The following is a 14,384-nucleotide window of genomic DNA, read 5'->3' as shown; positions in this document are numbered from 1 at the left end:
GTGGCAATACCGGATGATGCTGTGCCGGACGACAACGACCTGGCGGCCATGCGCGTCGAGTACGTGGAGAAAGACGGCCGTGGCGACCTCGACATCGACTGGCTGGGTGACGACCCCGCGACCGGCTGGCTGACCCTGTTGCGGGCCTGGCTCGCCGAGGCTCAGCAGGCCCGCGTGGCCGAGCCGAATGCCATGGTGGTCGCCACCGTCGACGAACGGGGAAGGCCCGTGACCCGCTCGGTGTTGTGCAAGAGCGTGGACGAGATCGGCATCACGTTTTACACCAATTACGACTCCGCCAAGGGTGGGCAGCTAGCCGCGAATCCTTACGCATCGGCCACGTTCCCGTGGTTTCAGCTGGGGCGCCAGGTGCATGTGCGCGGGCCGGTGAGCAAGGTGACGGCGGAGGCGACGGCGGAGTACTGGTCGAAGCGACCGCGCGGGTCTCAGCTGGGCGCATGGGCGTCGCAGCAGTCCCGCCCGGTCGAATCCCGTGCGGCGCTGATGCATCAGCTCGCCGAGGTCACTGAGCGATTCGCCGATCTCGATGCGGTCCCCGTGCCGCCCAACTGGGGCGGGTATCTGATCGCCCCCGACGTCGTCGAATTCTGGCAGGGCCGAGAGAACCGGGTACACAACCGGATTCGCGTGCAGAACGGCCGCGCCGAGCGGCTCCAGCCCTGAGACGGTTCTTCGCCGACACCACACCGCTGCGCTCACCGGACTTCCGGCGGTTGTGGCTGGCCGGCATCCCGACCGTCATTGGCGCCAACCTGACGATCTTCGCGGTGCCCGTGCAGTTGTATGCCCTCACCCAGAATTCGGCGTACGTCGGGTTGTCCGGGCTGTTCGCGCTTGTACCGCTGATCGTGTTCGGTCTGTGGGGCGGAGCCTGGGCCGACGCGATGGACCGCAGGCTACTGCTCGTCATCGCGTCGATCGGGCTGGCCGTCTCCTCGGTCCTGCTGTGGGTGCAGGCCGCGTTGGCGCTCAACAACGTCTGGGTGGTGTTGTGCCTGCTGTCGGTGCAGCAGGCGTTCTATGCGATCAACAGCCCCACCCGGTCGGCGGCCATCCCGCGGATGGTGCCGGGCGACCAACTGCCGGCCGCGAACTCGCTGAACATGACGGTGATGCAGTTCGGGGCGATAGTCGGCCCGCTGCTGGCCGGCCTGATGCTGAACTGGGTGGACCTCTCGACCTTGTATCTCATCGACGCCATCACGTGTCTGGTGCCGATCTGGGCCACGTTCCGGCTGGCGCCGATGCCGTCCACGAACACCGAACTGGGCGGGGCCCGCTGGGGGTTGGCCGCGGTTCTGGACGGCTTCCGCTACCTGGCGGGCAACCGCGTGGTGTTGATGTCGTTCGTCGTCGATCTCATCGCGATGATCTTCGGAATGCCCCGCGCGCTGTTCCCGCAGATGGCCCATGAAAGCTTCGGCGGGCCGGTCGAGGGCGGCACAATCATGGCGCTGTTGGCCGCGGCGATGTCGGCGGGCGCCGTCGCGGGCGGGGTGTTCTCGGGTTGGCTGCCCCGGATCCGCAGGCAGGGCCTGGCGGTTGTGGTGGCGATCGTGGTCTGGGGTCTGGCGATGGTCGGATTCGGTGTCGCGGGCGGGCTGGCGGACGGCGAGGCCGGGGCGTTGCTGTGGATTGCCTTGGTGTTCTTGGCAATCGGTGGGGCAGCTGACATGGTGTCGGCCGCGTTCCGCTCGACGATCCTGCAGCAGGCCGCGTCCGACGAGCTGCGCGGGCGCCTGCAAGGCGTGTTCACCGTCGTTGTCGCGGGCGGTCCGCGGCTTGCTGACACGTTGCACGGTGCGGCCGCGGCTGCGGTGGGTACGACCGTCGCCGCGGCGGGTGGCGGAGCTTTGGTGGTGGTCGGTGTGGTGATCGCGGCGCTGGTGGTACCGGCGTTCGTGCGATATCGCATCGCCGGGGCAGCAGCCCGTGACGAACGGTCCGAGCCTGACAAAGTGTGACCTTCGGCAAATTGCACCCGTTGTCAGATGCTTGCTGAAAACGCTCAGGTTGGAGCGATAGCATCCGGTGGTGAGTCAAGATCATCGGCAGGCCGTGCCCGGCCTACGCGAGCGGAAGAAGCAGCGCACACGTGCGACGTTGATCGACGCCGCGGTCGAGTTGTGCAATCGGCAGGGGTTCGAGCAGACGACGGTCGACCAGATCGCCGCTGTCGCGGAGGTGTCGCCGCGCACATTCAGCCGCTACTTCGCCACCAAGGACGCCGTGGTGCTGGCCTTCATCGACGAGGTGGTCGAGATGGTGGCGGTGGAGCTCGCTGCGCAGCCCAGCGACATCAGCGATATCGAGGCCCTGTACCGGTCACACGTGCAGGCATTCGTCAAGACCAAATCCGCACCGCCCAGCCAGCTCACATCCGAGCGGCTGTTGGCCTCGGCGCGCATCATCACCTCGTCTGCGGCGCTGTTACACGCCGCGTCGCAGTTCCGGATGGATGCCGTCAACGCCGCGCTTGCCGAGCGGATGGGCGTACCCCGCAACGATCGGCGGTTGCAGCTGACAGCCGCCGTGTGGGGGTCGATCATCATGACGTCGCTGGGCCAGCTCGGGCCGGGCATCGACTGGGACACCATGACCGTCGACGAGATCGTCGCGAAGGTCCAAGACACATATGCAGAGTTTCTGGGGGTAACTGCCAGCCTCCACGAGGTGGTCGGCCAGCTGGTCTGAACAGTGCGCCACCCCCCGCGGGCAGCCAGGACCGAATGCGACTACCTTTTGTTAGAGCAGTAGTCGGTTCCCCAACGACTTCCCAAGACGAGGATGAAGGGATTCCCGTGGCCGAAAACCCGTCGAGTGGGCAGGAGCACGCCACCCTCAAGTACCCAGGTGGCGAGCTCGATTTGGAGATTGTCCACGCCACCGAGGGCGCTGACGGTATCGCGCTCGGCCCGTTGTTGGCCGAGTCCGGCTACACCACTTTCGATGGTGGCTTCGTCAACACCGCCTCCACCAAGTCCGCCATCACCTATATCGACGGTGACGCCGGGATTCTGCGCTACCGGGGTTACCCGATCGAGCAGCTCGCGGAGAATTCCACCTTCATCGAGGTGAGCTACCTGCTCATTTACGGTGAGCTGCCGACGGCCGAGCAGTTGGAGAAGTTCACCACCCAGATTCAGCGGCACACCCTGCTGCACGAGGATCTGAAGCGCTTCTTCGACGGCTTCCCACGCAACGCGCACCCGATGCCGGTGCTGTCGAGTGCGGCCAACGCTTTGAGCGCCTACTACCAGGATTCGCTGGATCCGCTGGACAACGACCAGGTGGAGCTGTCCACGATCCGGCTGTTGGCCAAGTTGCCCACCATCGCGGCATACGCCTACAAGAAGTCGGTCGGTCAGCCGTTCCTGTATCCGGACAACTCGTTGACGCTGGTGGAGAACTTCCTGCGGATGACGTTCGGCTTCCCCGCCGAGCCCTACGAGGTCGATCCCGAGATCGTTCGCGCGCTGGACATGCTGCTGATCCTGCACGCCGACCATGAGCAGAATTGCTCGACGTCAACAGTCCGGTTGGTGGGTTCCTCTCAGGCCAACCTGTTCACGTCGATCTCCGGTGGCATCAATGCGCTGTGGGGCCCGCTGCACGGCGGCGCCAACCAGGCGGTGCTGGAGATGCTGGAGAAGATCCGCTCCGGCGGCGATGACGTCCAGACCTTCGTCAAGAAGGTCAAGAACCGCGAGGACGGCGTCAAGCTGATGGGCTTCGGCCACCGGGTCTACAAGAACTACGACCCCCGTGCCCGCATCGTCAAGGAACAGGCCGACAAGATCCTCGGCAAGCTCGGCGTCGATGACCCACTGCTGGACATCGCCAAGCAGCTCGAAGAGATCGCCCTGACCGACGACTTCTTCATCGAGCGCAAGCTCTACCCGAACGTCGACTACTACACCGGCGTCATCTACCGGGCCATGGGCTTCCCGACGCGCATGTTCACCGTGCTGTTCGCGCTGGGCCGGCTGCCCGGCTGGATCGCGCACTGGCGGGAGATGCATTCGGAGCCCAACAAGATCGGCCGTCCGCGCCAGATCTACACCGGCTACACCGAGCGCGGCTACTCCGACATCTCGAGCCGCTAGCTTTTTTCTCGCGAGCAGACACTAAACTGCCCCTTTTCCAGCGAAAAGGGGCAGTTTTGCGTCTGCTCGCGCAGGGAGCTCGGCTTGCGGGAAGAACAGTTGTAGTTTCACAATAGTTGTGTGAATGCAACTGTCGACCCGCTCAGCGCGCGGCGCAAGGCGATCATCCTCGTCTCGTGCTGTCTGAGTCTGCTGATCGTGTCGATGGATGCCACCATCGTCAACGTCGCCATTCCGAGCATCCGCGCCGATTTCGGAGCATCGCCCTCGCAGCTGCAGTGGGTGATCGACGTCTACACGCTGGTGCTGGCCTCGCTGTTGCTGCTGTCCGGCGCTATGGCCGACCGGTTCGGCCGCAGGCGCACGTTCCAACTGGGCTTGGCGATCTTCGCGACGGCCTCGCTGCTGTGCAGTTTGGCGCCCAACGTCGAGATGCTCATCGCGGCGCGCTTGCTGCAAGCCATCGGCGGTTCGATGCTCAACCCGGTGGCGATGTCGATCATCACCCAGGTGTTCACCGGACGCGTGGAACGTGCCCGCGCGATCGGCGTGTGGGGCGGAGTGGTCGGGATTTCCATGGCGATCGGCCCGATCGTCGGCGGTGCGCTGATCCAGTACGTGGACTGGCGTGCAGTGTTCTGGATCAACCTGCCGATCTGCGCGCTCGCGATCCTGCTGACCGCGATCTTCGTCCCGGAGTCCAAGTCGGCGACCATGCGCGACATCGACCCCGTCGGCCAGGGGCTCGGCGTCGCATTCCTGTTCGGCATCGTGTTCGTGCTCATCGAAGGGCCCGGCCTGGGTTGGACTGATCCCCGCACGCTGGCGGTCGCAGTGGTCGCTCTCGTCGCGTTCGTCGGGTTCCTGCGCTACGAGTCGCGCCGCCATGACCCCTTCATCGATCTGCGGTTCTTCCGCAGTGTCCCGTTCGCGTCGGCGACCCTGGTCGCCATCTGCGCATTCGCCGCGTACGGGGCTTTCCTGTTCATGATGTCGCTGTACCTACAGGAGGAGCGCGGCTATTCCGCCATGCACACCGGTTTGATCTATCTACCGGTTGCTGTTGGCGCCCTGATCTTTTCGCCGCTCTCGGGTCGGCTGGTCGGCCGCTTCGGCGCCCGGCCTTCGCTGCTCGTCGCGGGGACGACGATCACCATGGCGGCGCTGCTGCTGAGCCAGTTGACGGCCGTGACGCCGGTGTGGCAGCTGTTGGTCATCTTCGGGGTGTTCGGTATCGGCTTCTCGATGGTCAACGCGCCCATCACGAACACCGCCGTCAGTGGCATGCCGCTGGACCGGGCCGGGGCGGCGTCGGCGGTCGCCTCCACCAGCAGGCAGGTCGGCGTGAGTATCGGTGTGGCACTATGTGGTTCAGTGGCCGGTACCGCGCTGGCCACCGCCGGTGCCGACTTCGCCGTGGCGGCCCGGCCACTGTGGTTCGTCTGCGCCGCAATGGGAGTCGTGATCTTTATTCTCGCGCTTGTGTCGACCTCGCCGTGGGCACTGCGCTCCGCGGAGCGGTTGGCTCCGTTGATCGGCGAGCACAACCGGCCCTCCGAGGTGATCCATGTCCAGTAATCCCGTGGCCGACGAAGTCTGGCGCACGCTGACCGCGCTGGTGTTGGACAACCGCGACACCTGGCGGCGGACCGCTATCGAGCGCAGCGGCCTTTCCTTCAGCCGGATCCGAATTCTGCGCCGGTTGGCGCGGGCACCGATGACCGTCAAGCAGTTGGCCTATGCGACGACCATGGACGCGCCCGCGGCGACGGTGGCAGTCAACGACCTGGAAGAGCGGGGACTGGTTGTCCGCGAGGTCGATCCGGCCAACCGGCGATCGAAGGTGGTGTCGTTGACCGATGCAGGCCGCGCGGCGTGGGCGGCCATCGATGCCGTCGACGACCCGGCGCCCGACGCCCTCGCCGCGCTCGACCCCCAAGATCTCGACGCACTGCGCGTCCTGCTCGACAAGATCTCCGCGGAATAGCATTGCCGGTCGCTGATCCGGCGAATCAACCGCTCTCCAGCACCGCCATCGCGGCGTTGTGCCCACCGATTCCCGATACCGCGCCGCCGCGTCGGGAACCCGACCCGCACAGCAGGATCCGATCATGTGCGGTGGCGACCCCCCACCGTCTCGCCGGGGTGTCCAATGGTTCGTCATCGACGAAGGGCCAGCGCAGTGCACCGTGGAAGATGTTGCCGTTGGTCATGCCCAGCGCCCGGTCCAAGTCGACGGTGGTCTTGGTCTCGATGCACAACCGCCCGTCGGCGTCCTCCATCAGAATCTCCTGAATGGGCTCGGCAAGAACCGAATTCAGGGAATTGAGCACCGCGGAGGTCAATCGGTCGCGCATCCTGTCGGGGTCGCGGGCCGCGAGAGAGTGCGGAGTGTGCAGCCCGAACACCGTCAGCGTGTGCGCTCCGGACGTGCGCAGACCGTCGGACAGGATTGTCGGGTCAGTCAGTGAGTGGCAGTAGATTTCGCACGGCAGCGGGTCGGGCACCCGCCCGGCCGTCGCGGTACCGTAAGCGGTCGCGAGCTGGTCGAATGACTCGTTGATGTGGAATGTGCCGCCGAAAGCCTGTTCCGGCGTGACGCTTTCGTCGCGCAATCGGGGCAGCCGGCGCAACATCAGGTTGACCTTCACCTGGGCGCCCTGGGCGATATCGGGTGCCGGTTCACCGAGCAATTCGGCGAGCACCGCGGGCGTGACGTTGGCCAGGACGCGTTCGGCGCTGACCCGCTGCGACTTGCCGGCGTGCCGGTAGCGGACCTCGCCGTCCGGATCGATCGCGTGAACCTCTGCACCCGTGACGATTTCGGCTCCGAACCCGGCCGCCGAAGCGGCGAGTGCGCCGGTCACCGCACCCATGCCGCCGACCGGGACATCCCAATCGCCGGTGCCGCCGCCCATCAGGTGGTAGAGAAAGCACACGTTCTGGATCAACGATGGATCGCCCACGTCGGCGAAGGTGCCGATCAGGGCGTCGGTGGCCATCACACCGCGCACCAGATCGTTGTGGACTGCGGCAGTGATCGCCTCGTCGATAGGCCGTTCGGTCAATGCCTCCCACGCCGAGGCGGCCTCACTGTCCTGTCCGGCCAACACGTGGCTGCGCAATTCGGCGCGAGTGTGCAGCGGTTGCAGCAGGGTCGGCCAGATCCGCTCGGTGATCAGCCCACAGCGCCGGTAGAACTCGCGGAAACCGGCCGCGTCGGGCCCGGCGCCTATCGCAGCGAAAGTCGACTCCGGTCCGATCAGCAGCCCGGTACTTCCTGCCGTGGCTGGTTCTGGCGTATAGGACGAGTACCGGCGCCGCACGAGCCGGATCCGGGCGCCGAGGTCTTCGACGATGCGCCGCGGTAGCAGACTCACAAGATAGGAGTATCGGGAGAGCCTGGCGTCGACGCCGTCGAAGGCGTGCGCGGAAACAGCCGCACCGCCCACATGGTCGAGGCGTTCGAGCACTCTGACCCGGCGACCCGCGCGGGCCAGATACGCAGCCGCCACCAGACCGTTGTGCCCGCCGCCGACGATGACGGCGTCAAGACGCTGATCTTCGGCCACTGACCCAGTGTGCCCGACTACCGTTGCTCCGGTGAGTACAAAACCTGAGATCGAATTTCCCGACGGGCCTGCGCCCACCGAGCTTGTCATCACCGATCTGGTGGTCGGTGACGGCGCCGAGGCCGTGCCCGGCGCAACAGTAGAGGTGCATTATGTCGGCGTCGAGTACGACACCGGCGAGGAGTTCGACAGTTCCTGGAATCGTGGTGAGTCGATTGAATTTCCGCTGCGCGGCTTGATTCAGGGTTGGCAGGACGGCATTCCCGGTATGCGGGTAGGCGGGCGCCGCAAACTTGTTATCCCACCGGAGCAGGCATACGGGCCAGCAGGTTCGGGGCACCGGTTGTCGGGCAAGACATTGATATTCGTCATTGATCTGTTGGCCACTGGTTAACGCGCGCGTCGAACTTTTGCGAAATCGTCTGAGCCGACCACTTGTCTGTTAGTTGCTGCTACGGTCGAATTGTTTGGCCGCCGTAGATAACTGTTCAGTCGACTTCAGGAGCACCTAATGTCGAGTTCGGACGAAACCCGGACTATCACAGGCTGGCAAACAGCCTCGAAGTTCTATCGACGACCACCTGGCATCGGTTGGTTGCTGGCGCTTCTCGCAATACCACTGTTGCTGGGTTTGATTGGCTGGGGCACTCTCGACAGGTCGGACAACGACGTCGACATGACTTTGCCGAGTGTTGATCCGTCGGCGACGTTGTCTGCCCCGGATGCCAACGCACCGGATGCCAACGCCCCGAGCCTGTCGTTCGCGCCGTTGTCGATCACCCGTAATGGCAACGACATCACGCTCTCGGGTGACCTGCCGGACGAGAATGCGAAGGCCGCGCTGCTGGATTCGCTGCGGGCCCAGTTCGGTCCCGATGTGAACCTGGTCGACAACCTCAGCCTCAAGCCCGGAGTCAACACGCCCGACGCGGCGGCGCTGGGCTCGGTGTTCGGGGCTGCGGCAGCGGGGATTCCGGATTTCGACTTCAAGCTCGACGGTGACACCCTGACGTTGTCCGGTACCGCGCCCTCCGAAGAGGTGCGGGCAGCGGTCGAGAACGCCGCCAGGGCGGCGTGGCCGAATATCGGGATCACCAACAACATTCGGGTCGAGGCGGCCCCGGCGGCGCCGGCACCCCCGCCGGGCGCTCCGGCTCCCGGTGGTGCGCCTGGCCCGTGTGCGGTGCTGCAGGATGACGTCTCGGCGCTGTTGCGCACGCCGATCAATTTCGACACCGACGGATTCGGCCTCGCCTCGGCATCCGAGCAGCTGTTGACCCAGGTGGCCGACAAGTTGAAGACGTGCCCGGGTGCCCGGGTATCGGTGACCGGGTTCACCGACAACTCAGGTAACGACGCGATCAATGTTCCACTCAGCGCGAATCGGGCCAAAGCCGTTGCGGACTATCTGGTTTCGCAGGGGCTGGCCGCCGATCACGTGACTTCGAACGGTGTCGGTTCGGCGAATCCGATCGCGAGCAATGACACCCCAGAAGGCAAGGCGCAGAACCGCCGCGTCGAGATCACGGTCAACTAGGGAGATTCGACATGGACTTCGTCATCCAATGGTTTTGGTATCTGCTCGCCTTCCTGGTCGGCGCGTTGGTCGCATGGCTGACCTCGCTCGTCGCCGTCAAGCACACCAGCGAGGAAGCCGCGCTTGCCGAGCTTCCCGAGTCTCGTGAGATTGGAGCCCGGCCATGAGCGACGTGAATTGGTGGTTGATGGCACTGGCTTTCGTGCTCGGGCTGCTACTGACGCTGGCGCTCACCGTCCGCCGGGTCAAACGTGAGGTGCCGGTCTACGGCGCACTGGGTCGCAGGCCCGGGGACAGCGGTGCCGCAGCGACATTGGCCGATCGCGACGACGCGACCACAACGTTGCCGAGGGTTGACGACGACGCGACGACCAGCCTGCCCAAGGCCGACGAGCCGACCACGAAGATGCCAAGGGTCGGATCCTCCGGTGCCGCAGCAGCCGGCGCGGCGGCAGTCGGTGCGGGCGCGATCGGTGCGGGCGCGGTCGGCGCCTCGAAGTTCGGCGGCGGGGACACAGCCGACGAACCATACGGCGCCGGATCGATCCGCACCACCGCAGGTGCTGCCGCGCCGGCCGGCTACACGATCAAGGGCAACGAGAACTCGATGCTCTACCACTCGCCGGAGAGCCCGGCGTACGACCAGACGGTCGCCGAGATCTGGTTCCGCGACGCCGAGTCCGCGGAGCGCGCCGGCTTTGCCCGGTGGGACTTCACGGATTTCGGAAGCCACGGCGGCGCTGCCGCCGGAGCCGCTGGTGCAGCAGGCGTGGCAAAGCTCGCCGACACCGGCGAGAGCGAGGCGCCCAAGGTGGTGGAGGAGTCGCCGTTCGGTGCGGGCTCGGTGCGGGTCTCGGGCGCCGGTACCCCGCCGGGATATACCGTCAAAGGCAACGAGGATTCGATGCTGTACCACACCGAGGAAAGTCCGTCGTACCAGCAGACGATTGCCGAGATCTGGTTCCGTGACGTGGAATCCGCCGAGAAGGCCGGATTCGCGCGCTGGGACAGCGGAAAATCACAGCGCGAGCGGAAGTAAACGGTTCAGGGCTCGCCGAGTTCTACAACAGATCGCTCAATGCGGGCCGGGCAGGCGCAACAGCAGACGCGCCCCGCCCATCGGGCTCGACTCCAGGGTGGCTGTGCCGCCGTGCAGTTCGGCTTGTTGCGCCACGAGAGCAAGCCCGAGCCCTGACCCGGAGCGTGATGCCGTGGAGCCGCGGGAGAAGCGATCGAACACCACCGTCCGCTCCTCCTCGGGAACCCCGACCCCGTTGTCGTCGACGGCGATGTCCACTCCGGCGCGGGAGCTCACCGCCGACAACTGCACGCGGGTGGCACCGCCGTGTTTGACGGCGTTGGCGATCGCGTTGTCCACCGCGAGCCGCAGTCCGGTGGGCAACCCGACGATGATCACGGTCGGCGCGGGTGCCAGTGACACGTCGAGTTCCGGATAGATCCGCATCGCGTCGTGGGCGGCCCGGTCGAGTAGTTCGGTGATGTCGACGGTCACGTGGTCGTCGGTGGTGGTGAGCTCACCTTGGGCGAGTCGTTCCAGCGCGCCCAGGGTGGCCTCGATCCGCGATTGGGTGCGGATGACGTCGTTGACCACCTCTTTTCGCTGGTCGTCGGCGAGGTCGAGGGTGGCCAGCACCTCCAGATTGGTCCGCATCGCGGTGAGCGGGGTGCGCAGTTCGTGGGCGGATACCGACGCGAAGTCGCGGGCCGAGTCCAGTGCGGCCTTGGTGCGGTCCTGTTCTTTCCAGATGCGCTTGAGCATGCCGTTGACGGCGTCGGCGATCTCGACGGCTTCGGACGCGCCGCGTACCTCCACGTCGGGCGGTTCGTCGCCGGCCTCGATCTCGCGGGTCTGTTCGGCCAGCCGTTTGAGCGGGCGGACCGCGAACGCGGCCAGCACCCAGCCGAGCACGCTGGCCGCCCCGACGGCGAAGACGCAGATCACGATCACTCTGCGGTGCAGGTTGTTGGTGTCGGCGATCGTGGCGTCGTAGGTGGCGCCGACGGCCACCCACATCGGCCCTGGTGCCGGGATCTCCACGGTCCGCACGCGCCAGCGCACGCCGTTGATGTAGGTGTCGGCATAGCCGGCGGGCAGTTCGGGCAGCACCACGGTCGAGTTCGAGGTGACCGACCCGGTCTGACGCACCGTGATGACCGCGTCCTGGTCGTTGGGGGAGCGGGGGATCTGGTCCAGACCGCGCGGCAGGAACGGGATCGCGAACCCGGCCGCTTCGTCGAGGCGGCGGTCGAGGCGTTCCTTGCGGTCGTTGGTGATGCCGACCCAGACGATCGTGCCGACGATGACGACGACGATCGCCGCGCCGATGGCCGTCGCGAATGCCACCCGGGTCCGCAGCGACGGGGTGCGGCGGAAGATCCGGGTGAGCAGGCTCATGACGGGGCTACTGCGTCCGTAGGACGAACCCCACGCCGCGCACGGTGTGCAGCAACCGTGGTGCGCCGCCGGCCTCCAGCTTGCGGCGCAGGTATCCGATGAACACGTCGACGACGTTGGTGTCGGCGGCGAAGTCGTAGCCCCACACCAGCTCCAGCAGCTGGGCGCGGGACAGCACCGCGGTCTTGTGCTCGGCCAGGACGGCCAGCAGGTCGAACTCGCGTTTCGTCAGGTCCACGTCGGCGCCGTTCACCCGCGCACGCCGGCCCGGAATGTCCACCTCGAGCGGACCGACCTGGATGGTCTCCGACGAGAACGTCGCGGATGCGCCGCGTCGGCGTAGCAGGGCCTTGACCCGGGCCACCAGCTCCTGCAGCACGAACGGCTTGACCAGGTAGTCGTCGGCACCCGCTTCGAGGCCCGCCACCCGGTCGTCGACGCTGCTGCGCGCGGAGAGCACGCAGACCGGAACGTCGTTGTCCATCGCGCGCAGCGCGGTGACCACGCTGACGCCGTCGAGGACCGGCATGTTGATGTCGAGCACGATGGCGTCGGGCCGGGTCTCGGTCGCGCTGCGCAGGGCTTCGGCGCCGTCCACGGCTGTGGACACGTCGAACCCGGACAACCGCAGCCCGCGTTCCAGTGAGGCGAGCACGTCAGGGTCGTCGTCCACCACGAGGACCCTCGGGGAGGCCATACCGCTGGCAGTACTGTCCATGTCCGCCATCTTGCCTGATGGACAACCGCGAATGTCGCAGGCACGGGGTCGATGCCTGCGGGAAGTCGTTGACCTCATCAATTGTTGAGGTTCTACGGTGAATCTCATGAGTATGGAAACGGTGGCCAGGCAGACCCTGTACCGGCAGGCGCATGCCCGCGGAGGCGATCTGCATGCGCTGGCCGACCGGCAGCTGCTCGCCCGCATCTGGCGTTTCGCCGGCCGGCACCACCGAAGGTTGGGTGCGTTCCTCGCGGTCAGCGTCGTCACTGCGGCGCTGGCTGTCACGACGCCGGTGCTGGCCGGTCGCGTCGTCGACGAGATCACCGGGGGCGGCGCGGCGTCGGTCGTGGTGCTGCTGGCCTGCACGATCGCTGCGATCGCGGTCGCCGAGGCCGCGGTGTCGCTGGTCACCCGGTGGCTGTCCTCGAACATCGGCGAGGGTCTGATCCTGGACCTGCGCACCGCGGTGTTCGATCACGTGCAGAAGATGCCGGTGGCCTTCTTCACGCGCACCCGCACCGGTGCGCTGGTGAGCCGGCTCGGCAACGACGTGATCGGGGCGCAGCGGGCGTTCTCCGACACGCTGTCGGGCATCGTCGCCAACCTGGTGACGGTGACGCTGACGCTCGTGGTGATGCTGAGCATCTCGTGGCAGATCACGCTGCTTTCGCTGCTGCTGGTGCCGTTGTTCGTGGTGCCGGCGCGCCGCATCGGTGCCCGGATGGCCGAGCTGTCCCGCAAGGCCGCCGCCCACAACGCGACGATGAACACGCAGATGACCGAACGGTTCTCGGCTCCGGGCGCCACCTTGGTGAAACTGTTCGGCAACCCGGCGCGCGAGTCGGGGGAGTTCGCGGTGCGGGCCGACGCGGTGCGGGACATCGGGGTGCGCACGGCGATGCTGCAGTCGACGTTCATGAACTCGCTGACGCTGATGTCCGCGTTGGCGCTGGCCCTGGTGTACGGGCTGGGCGGGTTGCTGGCGATCGGCGGACAGTTGCAGGCCGGCGCGATCGTCTCGCTGGCGCTGCTGTACGCGCCGCTGACCGCGCTGGCCAATGCGCGTGTCGAGATCGCCAGTGCGCTGGTCAGTTTCGAGCGGGTCTTCGAGGTCCTGGATCTGGAGCCGCTGATCGCCGAGAAGCCGGGTGCCGTTGACGTGCCGAACGAAGCAGGAATCTCCGTCTCCGTCGAATTTCAAGATGTCCGGTTCTCCTACCCATCGGCGGACAAGGTGTCGCTGGCCTCGCTTGAGGAGGTCACCGTGCTGGATGACCGCGGTGGCGACGAGGTTCTGCACGGGATTTCGTTCACCGCCCGGCCCGGTGAGATGGTGGCCCTGGTCGGTTCGTCGGGCGCGGGCAAGTCGACGATCGCATCGCTGTTGGCCAGGCTCTATGACGTCGATTCGGGTTCGGTGAAGCTCAACGGGGTCGACGTGCGCGACGTGACGTTCGCATCGCTCAAGGAGACCGTGGGCATGGTGACCCAGGACGGGCATCTCTTCCACGAAACGATCCGGTCGAATCTCCAGTTGGCCGCTCATGACGCTGCATCCGATGACCAGCTGTGGGAGGCCCTGCGCCGGGCCAGGCTGGCCGACGTGGTCGCTGCGATGCCCGACGGCTTGGACACGGTTGTCGGTGAGCGCGGATACCGTCTGTCCGGAGGGCAGCGGCAGCGGTTGACGATCGCGCGGCTGCTGTTGGGACGATCCCGGGTGGTGGTGCTCGATGAGGCGACGGCTTCGCTGGACTCGGCCTCCGAGGCCGCTGTGCAGCAGGCCCTTGCCGAGGCGCTGGACGGCCGTACGTCCGTCGTCATCGCACACCGGTTGTCGACGGTTCGGGCCGCCGATCTCATCCTGGTCGTCGAGGACGGGCGCATCGTCGAACGCGGCACCCACAGCCAACTGCTCGCGCGCAACGGGCGCTACGCCGAGCTGTACTACACCCAGTTCGCCGACGATGCCACCGCGGCGTGAAGTTATTCATTTGCCGCACATGGGAAG

General features: G+C 66.3%; 14 protein-coding genes. 11 read left to right on the top strand and 3 right to left on the bottom strand.

What is annotated here, in order from left to right; translation table 11 throughout:
- The 6 genes from pdxH to ABQF30_RS23045 all read left to right on the top strand — a co-directional run bounded on the left by pdxH (position 1) and on the right by ABQF30_RS23045 (position 6,114).
- Positions 1-684 carry a pyridoxamine 5'-phosphate oxidase gene (gene pdxH / locus ABQF30_RS23070; protein WP_448468137.1) on the top strand — a complete coding sequence of 228 codons (684 nt, stop codon included), beginning with the start codon at positions 1-3 and terminating at the stop codon, positions 682-684.
- Positions 681-1,985 carry an MFS transporter gene (locus tag ABQF30_RS23065; RefSeq protein WP_448468348.1) on the top strand — a complete coding sequence of 435 codons (1,305 nt, stop codon included), beginning with the start codon at positions 681-683 and terminating at the stop codon, positions 1,983-1,985. The genes pdxH and ABQF30_RS23065 overlap by 4 nt, the downstream gene beginning before the upstream one ends.
- Before the next feature lie 70 nt (positions 1,986-2,055).
- Positions 2,056-2,715 carry a TetR/AcrR family transcriptional regulator gene (locus ABQF30_RS23060; protein WP_448468135.1) on the top strand — a complete coding sequence of 220 codons (660 nt, stop codon included), beginning with the start codon at positions 2,056-2,058 and terminating at the stop codon, positions 2,713-2,715.
- Between the two features lie 107 nt (positions 2,716-2,822).
- Entirely contained in the window at positions 2,823-4,127 is a 1,305-nt protein-coding gene (locus tag ABQF30_RS23055; protein ID WP_448468133.1) for a citrate synthase, read from the top strand.
- 120 nt (positions 4,128-4,247) lie between these two features.
- Positions 4,248-5,705, top strand: a complete 1,458-nt coding sequence (locus ABQF30_RS23050; protein WP_448468131.1) for an MFS transporter — start codon at positions 4,248-4,250, stop codon at positions 5,703-5,705.
- Positions 5,695-6,114, top strand: a complete 420-nt coding sequence (locus tag ABQF30_RS23045) for a MarR family winged helix-turn-helix transcriptional regulator (RefSeq protein WP_448468129.1) — start codon at positions 5,695-5,697, stop codon at positions 6,112-6,114. Before ABQF30_RS23050 ends, ABQF30_RS23045 begins: the two co-directional genes overlap by 11 nt.
- A gap of 25 nt (positions 6,115-6,139) precedes the next feature.
- Here the strand turns inward: ABQF30_RS23045 and ABQF30_RS23040 are convergent, their stop codons facing one another.
- Positions 6,140-7,789, bottom strand: coding sequence for a phytoene desaturase family protein (locus ABQF30_RS23040; RefSeq protein ID WP_448468127.1), 1,650 nt, complete (start codon positions 7,787-7,789; stop codon positions 6,140-6,142).
- Between ABQF30_RS23040 and ABQF30_RS23035 the strand changes: the two genes are divergently transcribed.
- The 4 genes from ABQF30_RS23035 (at position 7,731) to arfC (ending at position 10,275) form a co-directional block, all read left to right on the top strand.
- Positions 7,731-8,093 carry an FKBP-type peptidyl-prolyl cis-trans isomerase gene (locus ABQF30_RS23035; protein WP_448468125.1) on the top strand — a complete coding sequence of 121 codons (363 nt, stop codon included), beginning with the start codon at positions 7,731-7,733 and terminating at the stop codon, positions 8,091-8,093. The two genes, ABQF30_RS23040 and ABQF30_RS23035, sit on opposite strands and share 59 nt — an antisense overlap.
- A 117-nt stretch (positions 8,094-8,210) precedes the next feature.
- Positions 8,211-9,236, top strand: a complete 1,026-nt coding sequence (arfA, locus tag ABQF30_RS23030) for a channel-forming protein ArfA/OmpATb (RefSeq protein WP_448468123.1) — start codon at positions 8,211-8,213, stop codon at positions 9,234-9,236.
- Positions 9,237-9,247: 11 nt separating this feature from the next.
- Positions 9,248-9,403 (top strand): channel accessory protein ArfB, encoded by a 156-nt coding sequence (gene arfB / locus ABQF30_RS23025; RefSeq protein WP_448468121.1) that lies wholly within the window; start codon positions 9,248-9,250, stop codon positions 9,401-9,403.
- A complete protein-coding gene (gene arfC / locus ABQF30_RS23020; protein ID WP_448468119.1) occupies positions 9,400-10,275 on the top strand; it encodes a channel accessory protein ArfC, sunset domain variant in 876 nt (291 codons plus the stop codon). Before arfB ends, arfC begins: the two co-directional genes overlap by 4 nt.
- 36 nt (positions 10,276-10,311) lie before the next feature.
- Here the strand turns inward: arfC and ABQF30_RS23015 are convergent, their stop codons facing one another.
- Entirely contained in the window at positions 10,312-11,652 is a 1,341-nt protein-coding gene (locus ABQF30_RS23015) for a HAMP domain-containing sensor histidine kinase (RefSeq protein WP_448468117.1), read from the bottom strand.
- 7 nt (positions 11,653-11,659) lie between these two features.
- The gene (locus ABQF30_RS23010) at positions 11,660-12,370 is read right to left on the bottom strand and encodes a response regulator transcription factor (RefSeq protein ID WP_448468115.1); all 711 of its coding nucleotides are present in this window, start codon (positions 12,368-12,370) and stop codon (positions 11,660-11,662) included.
- 106 nt (positions 12,371-12,476) lie between these two features.
- Between ABQF30_RS23010 and ABQF30_RS23005 the strand changes: the two genes are divergently transcribed.
- On the top strand, positions 12,477-14,357 hold the full coding sequence (locus tag ABQF30_RS23005) for an ABC transporter ATP-binding protein (RefSeq protein ID WP_448468113.1): 1,881 nt from the start codon (positions 12,477-12,479) through the stop codon (positions 14,355-14,357).
- The last annotated feature ends 27 nt before the right edge of the window (positions 14,358-14,384 follow it).

It is taken from the genome of Mycolicibacterium sp. XJ870 (assembly GCF_053483975.1).
Note: the sequence above shows the minus strand (reverse complement) of the source record. Positions and strands in the feature narration are given on the sequence as shown.

What these genes read in the sequence shown, in the direction of transcription:
- ABQF30_RS23045 (WP_448468129.1), top strand. Translation starts at nt 5,695, where the DNA reads ATGTCCAGTAATCCCGTGGCCGACGAAGTCTGGCGCACGCTGACCGCG.
- ABQF30_RS23040 (WP_448468127.1), bottom strand. Translation starts at nt 7,789, where the DNA reads ATGACAAGCTCGGTGGGCGCAGGCCCGTCGGGAAATTCGATCTCAGGT.
- arfA (WP_448468123.1), top strand. Translation starts at nt 8,211, where the DNA reads ATGTCGAGTTCGGACGAAACCCGGACTATCACAGGCTGGCAAACAGCC.
- arfB (WP_448468121.1), top strand. Translation starts at nt 9,248, where the DNA reads ATGGACTTCGTCATCCAATGGTTTTGGTATCTGCTCGCCTTCCTGGTC.
- arfC (WP_448468119.1), top strand. Translation starts at nt 9,400, where the DNA reads ATGAGCGACGTGAATTGGTGGTTGATGGCACTGGCTTTCGTGCTCGGG.
- ABQF30_RS23015 (WP_448468117.1), bottom strand. Translation starts at nt 11,652, where the DNA reads ATGAGCCTGCTCACCCGGATCTTCCGCCGCACCCCGTCGCTGCGGACC.
- ABQF30_RS23010 (WP_448468115.1), bottom strand. Translation starts at nt 12,370, where the DNA reads ATGGACAGTACTGCCAGCGGTATGGCCTCCCCGAGGGTCCTCGTGGTG.
- ABQF30_RS23005 (WP_448468113.1), top strand. Translation starts at nt 12,477, where the DNA reads ATGAGTATGGAAACGGTGGCCAGGCAGACCCTGTACCGGCAGGCGCAT.